Annotated in this window: 11 protein-coding genes; 7 read left to right on the forward strand and 4 right to left on the reverse strand. The window is 34.5% G+C overall.

Annotated features, from left to right (window positions below; translation table 11 throughout):
- Positions 1-687, forward strand: a 687-nt coding sequence (locus ACNO7W_RS00005) for an IS1595 family transposase (RefSeq protein WP_417936520.1), incomplete at its 5' end; no start/stop codon positions are given.
- A gap of 217 nt (positions 688-904) precedes the next feature.
- Here the strand turns inward: ACNO7W_RS00005 and ACNO7W_RS00010 are convergent.
- The 3 genes from ACNO7W_RS00010 to ACNO7W_RS00020 are packed head-to-tail and all read right to left on the reverse strand — an operon-like array spanning position 905 to position 4,177.
- Positions 905-1,690, reverse strand: a complete 786-nt coding sequence (locus ACNO7W_RS00010; protein ID WP_417936521.1) for a hypothetical protein — start codon at positions 1,688-1,690, stop codon at positions 905-907.
- Positions 1,691-1,743: 53 nt separating this feature from the next.
- Positions 1,744-1,881, reverse strand: a complete 138-nt coding sequence (gene tnpB, locus ACNO7W_RS00015) for an IS66 family insertion sequence element accessory protein TnpB (protein WP_417936522.1) — start codon at positions 1,879-1,881, stop codon at positions 1,744-1,746.
- Positions 1,847-4,177, reverse strand: a complete 2,331-nt coding sequence (locus ACNO7W_RS00020) for a glycoside hydrolase family 3 N-terminal domain-containing protein (RefSeq protein WP_417936523.1) — start codon at positions 4,175-4,177, stop codon at positions 1,847-1,849. Before ACNO7W_RS00020 ends, tnpB begins: the two co-directional genes overlap by 35 nt.
- A gap of 378 nt (positions 4,178-4,555) precedes the next feature.
- On the opposite strand from ACNO7W_RS00020, the gene ACNO7W_RS00025 reads away from it, so the two are divergent.
- Positions 4,556-6,205 (forward strand): DUF6377 domain-containing protein, encoded by a 1,650-nt coding sequence (locus ACNO7W_RS00025; protein WP_417936524.1) that lies wholly within the window; start codon positions 4,556-4,558, stop codon positions 6,203-6,205.
- A 271-nt stretch (positions 6,206-6,476) separates the two neighbouring features.
- Positions 6,477-8,252: a glycoside hydrolase family 13 protein gene (locus ACNO7W_RS00030; RefSeq protein WP_417936525.1), complete on the forward strand. Its 1,776-nt coding sequence runs from the start codon at positions 6,477-6,479 to the stop codon at positions 8,250-8,252.
- 232 nt (positions 8,253-8,484) lie between these two features.
- Here the strand turns inward: ACNO7W_RS00030 and ACNO7W_RS00035 are convergent, their stop codons facing one another.
- Positions 8,485-8,874, reverse strand: coding sequence for a Dabb family protein (locus tag ACNO7W_RS00035; protein WP_417936526.1), 390 nt, complete (start codon positions 8,872-8,874; stop codon positions 8,485-8,487).
- Positions 8,875-9,052: 178 nt separating this feature from the next.
- Between ACNO7W_RS00035 and ACNO7W_RS00040 the strand changes: the two genes are divergently transcribed.
- The 4 genes from ACNO7W_RS00040 (at position 9,053) to ACNO7W_RS00055 (ending at position 12,291) form a co-directional block, all read left to right on the forward strand.
- Positions 9,053-9,250 (forward strand): winged helix-turn-helix transcriptional regulator, encoded by a 198-nt coding sequence (locus ACNO7W_RS00040; RefSeq protein ID WP_143387074.1) that lies wholly within the window; start codon positions 9,053-9,055, stop codon positions 9,248-9,250.
- Complete coding sequence (locus ACNO7W_RS00045) at positions 9,195-9,344, forward strand: winged helix-turn-helix transcriptional regulator (protein WP_262711530.1); 150 nt, start codon at positions 9,195-9,197, stop codon at positions 9,342-9,344. Before ACNO7W_RS00040 ends, ACNO7W_RS00045 begins: the two co-directional genes overlap by 56 nt.
- A 372-nt stretch (positions 9,345-9,716) precedes the next feature.
- Positions 9,717-11,273, forward strand: coding sequence for a type I restriction-modification system subunit M (locus ACNO7W_RS00050; RefSeq protein WP_417936527.1), 1,557 nt, complete (start codon positions 9,717-9,719; stop codon positions 11,271-11,273).
- Positions 11,274-11,286: 13 nt separating this feature from the next.
- Positions 11,287-12,291, forward strand: a complete 1,005-nt coding sequence (locus tag ACNO7W_RS00055; protein ID WP_417936528.1) for a virulence RhuM family protein — start codon at positions 11,287-11,289, stop codon at positions 12,289-12,291.
- Positions 12,292-12,358: the final 67 nt, after the last annotated feature.

Raw genomic sequence — 12,358 nt, forward strand, 5'->3', positions numbered from 1 at the left:
GCATTAGAGATGCAACGCATGTTAGGTCACAAGCGTTATGAACCCATTTGGTTTATGATGCACAAAATACGCCGAGTGATGAGCAAACGTGATGAGAAATATCAATTAAAGGGTTGTATTGAATTTGATGAAGGATTCTTTGAAAGGGTTGACAACAAAGATATTATTGAAGAAAAAGGCAGCGAAAATAGTCAAGAACCTACCCAGAATAAAAGAGACCGTGGAAGTGAAAGACAAGCAAAAGTATTGGTGATGGTTGAATCTGAACCCAGTATCGCCGCACCAAAAAAAGGCAAGCCAAACAGAAAAGTTGGTTATCTAAAAATGGTAGTTATGGAAGATTTAAAATCAGAAACTATTAATAAAGAGGTTGAGAAATCAGTAGATAAAATAGCATCTGTATTGTCTGATGGCTATACTGGATATGCCAAACTTAAAGAAGTGATAACAAACCATTATGTTGTAGTGGAACCAAACAAGCAAAAATCGGCAAAGGTATTTCCTTGGGTAAACAGAACAATCAGTAATGCCAAGAAAGTACTTTTAGGCATCCATCATAATTGCGTAAATCAACAATATGTACAGAATTATCTTGACGAGTTCTGCTACAAATTTAACAGAAGATATTTTGGGGACAAACTATCGGATAGGCTTATGATTGCTGCATTAGAAACAACTTGGTATTAGTTACGGATAGTCATATTGTGCTTTATCATTGTTCCTGTTGTTTGGGAATAGATTGTTTTCATTCCTCGAAAAGATAGAAGGGCAGAAAGCCAGTTTTTTTTCATTTCCATTTTTTTTTATTTCAACAAAAGTTCTGCAACATGTTATTTTGATTATTCAGATCTAACTATTATTTTATTTATTGAACTATTATATTCTTCATTTGAAAAGCCACTGCCTATTTAACTGGCAAATAATTCTTGTTGAAAGAATATATTAAACTCACATTCATGACGAAATCCTTGCTGGTTAAATCCGTTTTAATTGTTTTATTGATGAAGGATTGTAATGAAATGGGATATTTTTTATTTGCCAAGGTAAAACCTGAAGAAAAGTATACTCCGTCTTTACCGTCAATATTTAAATAATAAACTTGTGGATTGAACTTTAAAAAATAATCTTCTGTAAGTTTAATATTTGAAAAATTACTGTTCAAAGTTATGAAATGGGTATTCTTGCTGGAGCTTTCCTTCATCCCTTTAGAATACAAATAATAAACTCCTACACTTACGTTTTTTCTGAGGATATAATTGGGAGAAATTTCAGTAGCAAAATATCGCTGACTAGTAATTATCTCCTTGTCAACTCCATTGACTGTATTGGTAATTGTCTTGAATATAAGAGCAGGATGCGCCCCTATATTTAAATTAAATCGATCAGTCTTTAGCAACTTGTACCTCCCCCAAAGAACGATAGACCATGGTTTTCCTTCCAAAGAAAATCGAAACTGTGGTTCAAATGTAAATTTTTTACCCATTGCCAATTCAATTATACCTGCAGGTTTCCCCAAGGAAAATGTAGGTATTATCGAAATACCATTATTCGTTATTGTGGCTGATGCGCTAAACTGACTAGGGGATTTTGTAGTATCGGCATTTTGAGCAAAGTTGTAATGGCTACTTAGGACGCATAAGGCAACCGTAACCCATAAACATAAGCACCTTCTTTTATTCAATACAGTCATATTTTTTGTTTTCTTATTAAAGAACAAAGTTAGATTGATTATTATGCTTGATGTTAAATAAAATCAAACCTTCCTTGTTCGAGTCGCTTGTAAAAAACCGCAAATCCGTCACCATCCCAATAAAGCAGTTTGATGTGGGTTTTAGATTTATTATTATTATTTCTTAACGCTGTATTTTTCAGTTCTGGCATCTCTGATTAGCCCTTTCCAGTTTAATCCGAAACCAAAATCATACCCATTTCCGTTAGTATCTACATAAGGAATCATGTCGTGAGGAACATCTTCCATTTGTTTTTCAACGGTAGACATGTTCAATGGCATTTGTAAAGGCAATAATCCAGAAGGCTCCGTTTTTCCAGAAACAATATCCATTAGAGCTTCTACTTGTACACCAAATTCACCCACTATTGCATCAACTTCTTTTTCAAATTCACCAAAAACCATTGGATTTGAAATGTTTATTGAAACAATTACCGGTTTCCCATTCATCGCTTTTTTAGTTTCAAGAATCGTATTTAAATCCGGATAGGAATTTGATTTAGATGTTTTATTCAAATACGATCTGTTTGTAATCGTTGGGTCAATCACAGGATCTCCAGCGGCTATACTTTGTGGTCTGGCATCAACTGCCGTATAATCTTTTAATTGCAAACTGATCGGAACATATCCATTTCCACCGGCTTCCCTATCGGCTCTGCTGTATCCGCCGCTTATCGGACTTTTGATAAATACGATGGCAAAATCAGCTTTAGCGGGATCATCCGTTACGGTATAATATTTTTTAATCAATTCTAAATTAATAGGATATTCAATTTTTTCAGGAACCGGTTGACCAAAAAAGTTGATTCCTGCAGGAGTAACTCTTTTCGGGATATATACCGTCTTTCCTTTTGCGATTGGCAAGGTCTTATTTTGATTTTTAATCATCACAATAGACTTTAATTGTGTATCATAGCCCGCCTTCATAAATTCAGGTTGACCCACAATTGCTTTGGTCTCATTGGGATCTAAATAAGAATTTTCAAATAATCCCACTCTAAAAATATTCAAAAGTAAACGAACCGCTGACTGCTCAAAACGCTTACGCATAAAAGTTTCTCCATGTTCTTTAATTCCCATTTGGTACGCTTCAAGCACAGGCTTAATGTCATTATTTCCGCCAAATTGATCCACCCCGGCCATCATAACTTTATAATGTCTTTCGGCAACACTTAATTTTTCAACACCCCATGATTTACCTGCAAAGACATCAGGTGTAGCTCCTTCATTTGCTGTAATCAACCAGTCCGTACAAACCACGCCGTCATAACCGTATTTATTTCTTAATAAATCAGTAATGATATATTTACTAAATCCGTTTCCAACATTCTCACCGTATTTTTTATCCTGACCATACGAAATCGTATAATACGGCATAACTGCCGATGCTTTTTTAGTTTTTCCGTTCAATTTAAAAGCTCCTTCTAAAAAAGTTTTTAAATGGGTTTCAAAATTATTTCCTGGATACACTGCAAATTTTCCATACGCAAAATGACCATCACGACCTCCTTCTTCCGGACCACCACTTGGCCAATGTTTTACCATTGCGTTGACACTTTGATTTCCCCATCCATCATAAACATCAATTGATTTCGGGGATGTTTGAAATCCATCTACATAGGCTCTTGCCATGTCTGTCGCTAATTTTGGGTCTTCGCCAAAAGTGCCCACAAAACGATTCCATCTTGGTTCTGTTGCTAAATCAATCTGTGGAGATAAGGCTGTAGTAATTCCCAGGGCTCTGTATTCCTTAGCAGCAATTAATCCAAATTTTTCCGTAATAGCGGGGTCAAAAGTGGCCGCCAATCCCAATTCCTCAGGCCATTGTGATATGGAGCCGCCTGATCCGGCATTGTATTCGGAATCTTTATTGGCTCCATTTCTTGGGTCAGAACTGTTATTGGATGGAATTCCCATTCCAATCCCTTCCACTAATGTTTGTATGTTGTTATTCCATTCTGCCGCAATTATCGGGCTTTGAACCGAAGTCATTAGCACATGCCGCAAATTATCGTTGGTTAAAAATGCAATTTGTTGATCGGATAAATCCGAAGGTTTTGCGCCACTTTTAGAAAATGGTTTTTCATTATACGTTCCGGTAAACATTCCTGCTTCCTGCGCTGGAATAGCTTGATGCCTGCTGTATAACATTAAACCCGCCATTTGCTCCACCGTCATTTTGGTGGCAAGATCTTTGGCACGTTCTGCTACCGGTTTTCTCCAATCTTCATAAATATCTAACGTGCCATTTTTGTTCAAATCTTTAAAAGCTAAACTGTTTACTTGTATGATTTTAACTCCTGATTTGGGTGAATACCCTAATGTTTGGCCTCCTTTATTTTGAACAATAGTGTGAGAGCCTTTGGGGGTTTCCGTCCATTTTTTTTGGGCATACGTTTGCGTTCCAACAAGTAAAATTAACGCAGGTAATACTATTCTTCTTTTCATATTTTTGTTGTTGTATCTGGGATGTAAATAGCTTAATTATATTGGTTTAATAACATGTTATCCTATTTTTGACGGAGAAAATCGGTATCAACTGCCCGTCTTATTTTCTATTCGATTTACGAAAATGATTTCAAATATAATAAATAATGTGTCACATCAACACAATGAAATAAAAATATTTTTTTAAAATGCCTTCAGAACTAACTAAAAATAAACATTTTAAGAATACTTTGTGTAAAATAAAAGTACTGTTTTAGAGAATGCTACAAACAAAAATTCTATTATTACAAAAAGTGGTAACAAAAAGGAGTATTTGAAAACCGGTATTCCGTTAAACTGGTTTTTTAGTTATTTTTACATCATTCTAATTAACCAAAAATGAATAAATTTTCAGTTTTACTTATCGCATTGATATCGCCCATTTTTCTCTTTGGTCAAGTTAAAGACGATTCGTTATTAAAAGAATTAGATAATACCGTCAATGAATATGAGTTGTATTTAAATCGAAAAGAGGCAGATATAAATAAACTTAAAGGGCTTTTACATTATACGTCTACAGACTTGCAAAAATTCGAAATTTATGGAAAATTGTATGTTCAATATAAAGCGTACCAGTCGGATTCAGCATTAATTTACGCTAGAAAGAGTTTGTTAATTTCCCAAAAATTAAAAAATACAGACAAAGTAAACGAAGCAAAATTAAACGTTACCTCCATAATGGGAACTTTAGGAATGTATAAGGAATCCCTTGATATATTGGAAACAACAAACATCAATTTGACGCCAAATCTAAAGGGAACCTATTATTGGACGAACCGGATTATCTATGGTTATTTGAATGATTATGGCACTTCCAGTCAAGAAAAAAAGGAATATGATGCGTTGACGAAAAAATACAGAGATTCGGCAATGCTTTATTTTTCGCCAAAATCCATAGAATTCGGTATCGCCAAATCAGACCAATTTTTGGAGCATGGGCATCCGGATCAAGCGATAGAATTGCTGCATGTATTCTTTTCAAAAACAGCAAAACAAGATCCGGATAGAGCCGTTATCGCCTATATTATTTCGGAAGGGTACCGATTGAAAAAAGACAAAGAACAGGAAGAAAAGTGGTTGATTATCTCTGCCATTTCCGATTTGCAATTGGTAAAAAAAGAAAATATTTCTTTGCGTAAATTGGCTTTCATCCTTTATGAACAAGGCGATATAGACCGGGCCTATACATACACCAAAAGATCATTAGAAGACGCTCTTTTTTGTAATGCCAAATTGAGAACCTACGAAATATCAAAAATGTTGCCCATTATCAATGAGGCTTATCAGAATAAAAATGAAACCAATAGAACGCAGCTAATCATTTTTTTAATTTGTGCCAGTATCTTATCCTTGTTCTTATTAGTCGTTTTGATACTGCTTTTTAAACAAATGAAAAAATTAGCAAATGCCCAAAAAGAAATAAGTTTAGCCAATACAAAACTGTCGGTATTGAACAAAGAATTAAATGAAATCAATGAAAGGTTGAATCAAACCAATGCAACACTTGCCGAAGCGAGTTTGTTGAAAGAAATTTATATTGGTCGCTATATGGATCAATGCTCGGATTATATTGCAAAACTGGAGGAATACAGACGAAAATTGAATGTAATGGCTACTGCAGGAAAAATGAATGAACTCATAAAAGCAGTGAAGTCAAATACCCATATTGAGAAAGAATTAAAAGAATTTTACACCAATTTTGACCAAACCTTTTTACAATTATTTCCCAGTTTTATTGATGAGTTTTCGAAATTATTAGTAGACAAAGAGGTGCTTCATTTGAAACAAGGGGAGCTTTTAAACACGGAGTTAAGAATCTTCGCATTAATTCGTTTGGGGATTAAAGACAGTACAAAAATTGCAGAATTTTTAAGGTATTCGGTATCGACGATTTACAATTATCGTTCACAAATAAAAAACAAATCGTTAGGACCTAGGGAAGAATTTGAATCCAAAGTCCTTTTAATTGGGTCATCCGGCAAAAACTAAAACCGTTTACCTCGCTATTACTTGTTGAAAAGCATTCTTTATTGCCTTTTTATTTTATAATTCTGCCACTTTTTTTGAGGATAAATTAACTTTAAAATATTGATTTACAGTTAATTGTAAAAAATATAATTTACTTTTTTTTTACCTGTAAAATTTTAAGCAGGGAAAGAATCTACTTTTACTATATCGAAATTTTTGAAATATAAGGCAATACTCAAACGTGTTTAATAAATCGATTTCGTTCAAAAAACCATTAACTAAAAAATTTAAAATGAAAGTAGCATTATCAAAGGGAATGGCCATTGCATTATTTTGCTTTGGATTAGTATCAGCAAACCCATCTGTAGCGCAAGAGAAAAAACCGACAGTTGACCGTAAATGGTGGAAGGAAGCCGTTGTATATCAAATTTATCCAAGAAGTTTCAAAGACACTGATGGAGATGGAGTAGGAGATTTGAAAGGGATTATTCAAAAATTAGATTACATCAAAAGTTTAGGAATAGATGTGGTTTGGTTGAATCCAATTTACGGTTCGCCAAATGCGGATAACGGATATGATATTTCGGATTATCAATCTATTATGAAAGAATTTGGAACCATGGAAGATTTTGATGCATTATTGAAAGGAATGCATGAAAGAGGTTTGAAATTAGTAATGGATTTAGTTGTCAATCACAGTTCAGATGAACATAAATGGTTTCAGGAAAGCAGAAAATCCCGTGACAATCCATACCGGGATTATTACCATTGGTGGCCAGCCGAAAAAGGAAAACCAGCTTTCCGCCCAGGTGCTTTTGAAGCAGATGGAAGTGGTTGGAGATATGATAAACAAACGGATTCTTATTATTTACATTACTTCAGCTATAAGCAACCTGATTTGAATTGGGAAAACCCAAAATTACGTCAGGAAATTTATAGTATGATGAATTGGTGGTTCCAAAAAGGGATTGATGGATTCCGTATGGACGTGATTCCATTTATTGCAAAAGACACCACTTTTCCGGTGATTACTCAAGCCGATTTAGATAAAAACTACCAAGGACGTTGGGATGTTTTCATGGCCAGCGGACCACATTTACATGATTATTTGCAAGAAATGAACCGTGAGGTTTTGAGTAAATATGATGTAATGGCATTGGCAGAAGGTGCCGGAATGACGCTGAAATCAGCTCACGATTTTGTGGATGCCGATAGAAAAGAATTGGATATGGGATATCATTTTGAAGGCACTAACTTAGGATACATTCCGGGTTATTTCAAAAAAATGAATCCAAATTGGAGTTTAATTGATTTCAAAAAAATCTATTCTGATTGGGATGCTGTTTACGACCAAAAAGGATGGGGAACCATTTATTTAGGAAATCATGATCAACCTAGAATGACTTCTCGTTGGGGAAATGACGCACCAGAATTCAGCGCTGTTTCATCAAAAATGTTGACTACTTTTTTACTTTCGATGAAAGGAACGCCCTATTATTATAATGGAGATGAAATAGGAATGGTGAATGCCAAATTCAATAAAATTGAAGATTATAGAGACATCGAAACGATTGCAGAATATGAAAAAGTAAAAATTGCCGGTGGGGATTTAAAACAATTCATAGAAGATCAAAAAACAGGCGGGGCAAGAGACAACGGAAGAACTCCTTTTCAATGGAATAGTTCTAAAAATGGAGGTTTTTCAACAGCGGAACCTTGGTTAAAAGTAAATGACAATCATAGTACTTTGAACGCAGCGGCTCAAGAAAAAGATCCAAATTCAGTATTGAATTATTTTAGAAAAATGACTAAGCTTCGTAAATCGAATCCCGTTTTAGTTTATGGGAAATACACTCTTTTAGACAAAGACAATCCTAATGTGTATGCTTACACCAGAGAATCGGATGGTAAAAAAGTGTTGGTGTTATTAAACTTTTCTGCCAAAAATGCTATTGCAAATACTGGAATTAACTTAAAAAACGCAAAAGTGTTGATTAATAATTATGCAACGGTATCAAAAAAAGCAACACTTAGACCTTATGAGGCCCTTGTTTTAGAGTTGAAATAGCGACTGTATTTTTACTAATAATTTACTATATTGTCTAAGTTTTACATTTAAAAAAAGGACGATATAGTAAATTTTTTTTTTAATAAAATAAAAAACTTCCTTTAAGTTAAGAGGAAGTAAATCCAAAACTGCTCAAATCTTGCGCATAGAAAAGGTTTCAAGATTTATTTCTTGAAACCCATGATTTTAACTAATGGTGCTCACTGGATTGGCAGTCAATGCCCTTCAACGTTTATACATCTATAGAGTCATAAACAACTACTTTTTCCCATAAATGAGAACAGTTCTTTATAAAAGCCTGATGAAGTGGATGGTCCTGATATATTTTTTGACCGGCTTCATCATCAAAAAACATGAGTTCTGAAACACTCCAAGAGGTGTCTACTACCTCACGTTTTTCCGTCGAAGCTAAAACGCCCACATGAATTTGACGAATAGTTGGAATTGCCGCTAAGGTTTTCAAACCGGAAATCAATTGCTGTTTATCAGCTTCTGATTGGGGGTTCTTTAACCAAAAAAACACATGGTGCAACAAGGATTTTTTCTTTGGACGCATTGCAAAGCCCATAATACCTGCAACTCCAAATAAAGCTGCAGAACCAATAAATCTTCTACGTATCATCAATTAATTTATTTTAATAGGTAAATATCGAAATTTAAAAAATGAAAAAAGATAAAATAACTCCTTTATTTTATCTCTAATTTTTAAAATAGTTGAGCACAAAGATTTGTTTAACTTTCTACATCACGCTTTATTGAAAACCCAGACGATTGTAGTGTAACAAGAGCTATGAGCATCATTGGCGGTAAATGGAAACCTATTATCCTATAATTGTATTGGAGATAAATCTGTAAGATTTGGTAAACTCAATCAATTAATACCAGCTATATTTAATAAGGTATTAGCTAATGAATTGAAAGAACTTGTAGCATTTTCACTTGTTGAAAGAAAAAGAATTCGAAGATCTTCCTTCAAGAGTGGAATATTCCTTGACTGATGCCGGAAAAAGTCTAATGCCCGTTTTATATGAAATTGTAAACTGGGGTAATTCAAATCAGGCAAAAAAGATCGTTACGGAAATGGTAAAGTAGAAAATCCATCCATAATTGCTTTAAACAAATTCTTTAAAATTTCAATCCCTGAAAAATCAGGAATCACTAATTTTTAGGCATAAAAAAAACCCGACATTGTGAAATAGCTAAAAAATCAACCCTTCTTAGGCATGGAACCAGAAGACTTTTGATAATTCGATTTCTAAAAGTTCGAAAAATATTTTATGAATAGAAATGCAATTGAACCAAGAATCTTCATTAGATAAAATAACTTTCGAAACTCTTTAAACTTCAAACCAATTTTATATCGAAAAACAAAATACCAAAAAAGAAATAGGTATTTTAGCAGATATTTCGCATTTGAGATTTAAAATCCTTAATACAGAAATTAACAAATAATAATTATTTAAAATGTCAGAAGACCAAAAGAAACAACTCGAACAACAGCTTTGGAATATTGCCAACACGTTGAGAGGAAAAATGAACGCAGATGAGTTTCGTGATTATATTTTAGGCTTTATATTCTATAAATATTTGGCTGAAAAAATGGAAATTTACGCCAATAACATTTTAAGGCAAGACAAAATACAATTTAAGGATATACAAGAAAATACCGAAGAAGGACAACAATATATCGAAGCCATCAAAGAAGCCTCTCTTGAAAAGTTAGGCTATTTCTTAAAACCTTCTGAACTATTCAGCGAAGTTGCCAAACGAGGGAATAGCGACAACAATACTTTTATTCTTGAAGATTTACAAAAAATATTGACTAACATTCAGTTGAGTACAATGGGTACACAAAGTGAAGAGGATTTTGAAGACCTTTTCTCGGATATGGATTTGAACAGCAATAACCTTGGAAGAACAGCCGAGGCTAGAAATGCCATTATCGCAAAAGTATTGATGCATCTTGACCAAATTGATTTCAAATTAGAACACACGGAACTGGATGTATTAGGTGATGCTTACGAATATTTGATTGGACAATTTGCCAGTGGAGCAGGAAAAAAAGCGGGTGAATTCTATACACCTCAAGAAGTGTCTAAAATATTAGCCAAAATTGTTACCACTGGAAAAAACAAACTAAAATCGGTTTATGATCCCACTTGTGGCTCGGGTTCCTTATTGCTTCGTGTAGCAAAAGAGGTAGAAGATGTAAACAACTTTTACGGACAAGAAATGAACCGCACCACTTACAACCTTGCCCGAATGAATATGATTTTGCACGGTGTGCATTTTCTGAAATTCGACATCAAGCAAGAGGATACATTGGAGCATCCGCAACATAAAGGTTTAGAATTTGAAGCCATCGTTGCCAATCCCCCATTTTCGGCACAATGGAGTGCCAATCCCCTATTCACATCCGATGACCGTTTTAGCCAATACGGAAGATTAGCTCCAGGCAGTAAAGCCGATTTTGCCTTTGTGCAACACATGATTTATCATTTGGCAGAAAATGGTATTATGGCAATTGTTTTGCCACACGGGGTTTTGTTTCGTGGTGGAGCTGAATTGCATATCCGGAAATATTTGATTGAACAGAAAAACTATTTAGACGCTGTTATTGGTTTGCCAGCCAATATATTTTACGGTACAAGTATTCCAACTTGTATTTTGGTATTCAAAAAATGTAGAGAAACTCCCGAAGATGTTTTGTTTATCGATGCCAGCAAAGGATTTGAAAAGGTGAAAAACCAAAACATGTTGCGTGATGAACATATTGATAAAATTGTAGCAACTTATCGTGACAGAACCGTCATTGAAAAATACAGCCACAAAGCTACTTTACAGGAAATTGCCAACAATGATTACAACCTGAATATTCCTAGATATGTGGATACATTCGAAGAGCAGGAGGAAATTGACATTCAAGCGGTAATGAGTGGAATAAAAGAATTAGAAGCCAAACGAGCCGATTTGGATGTTCAGATTGAAGTGTATTTCAAAGAGTTGGGATTGGGGGTTTAATAATTAGAAGTTTATGGAAGATCAAAACATTATTATCTACAATACCCAAGATGGTAAATCCGCCGTTTCACTTTATGTTAAAGAGGAATCTGTTTGGATGAATCAACTACAACTTGCGGAACTTTTTGACACCTCGGTGCCAAACATTAGTATGCACATATCTAATATATTAAAAGATAATGAATTAGATCCAAATTCAGTTGTTAAGGATTACTTAACAACTGCCTCGGATGGCAAAAATTACAATGTAACTTTTTATAGTTTGGATATGATACTTGCCATTGGTTTTAGGGTAAGAAGCAAGCGAGGGACACAGTTCAGGCAATGGGCAAATCGCAATCTGAAAGAATATATGATTAAGGGTTTTGTGATGGATGATGAACGCCTTAAAAATCCTGACGGAAGACCTGACTATTTTGATGAACTGCTTGCCAGAATAAGAGACGTTCGGGCATCTGAGAAACGTTTTTATCAAAAAGTAAGAGATTTGTTTGCTTTGAGTAGTAATTATGATGCTACCGACAAAGCAACTCAAATGTTTTTTGCCGAAACACAGAATAAATTACTCTTTGCTATCACAGGAAAAACTGCCGCCGAAATTATAGTAAGCAGGGCTAATGCTAACGAAACCAATATGGCATTAACCAGTTGGAAAGGTGCAGTGGTAAGAAAACAGGATGTTTTTATTGCAAAAAACTATTTGAACGAAGACGAAATAGACAGCCTGAACCGCTTTGTAGTGGTGTTTTTGGAAACAGCCGAATTGCGAGCCAAAAACAGACAAGATATTACAATGAATTTTTGGAAAGAAAATGTAGATAAAATTTTAGACCTGAACGACAAACCTATCCTGCAAGGCAAAGGCAGTATCAGTAATGCCCAAATGGAAGAAATAGCAGAAGAAATCTACCTCTCTTTTAATACAAAACGAAAAACTGAAGAAGCGAAAAAAGCGGATGCCGAAGATTTGCAAGAACTGAAAGCTTTGGAACAGAAGATTAAAAACAATAAGAAATAATACTAAATTGATGTTTTAGCACATCATTTTCCTGATGTTAGGAAGATGGTACAATTTCATCAAATCC

Source organism: Flavobacterium sp. ZB4R12 (assembly GCF_048276375.1).
In the GTDB taxonomy this organism is placed as follows: Bacteria; Bacteroidota; Bacteroidia; order Flavobacteriales; family Flavobacteriaceae; genus Flavobacterium; species Flavobacterium gawalongense.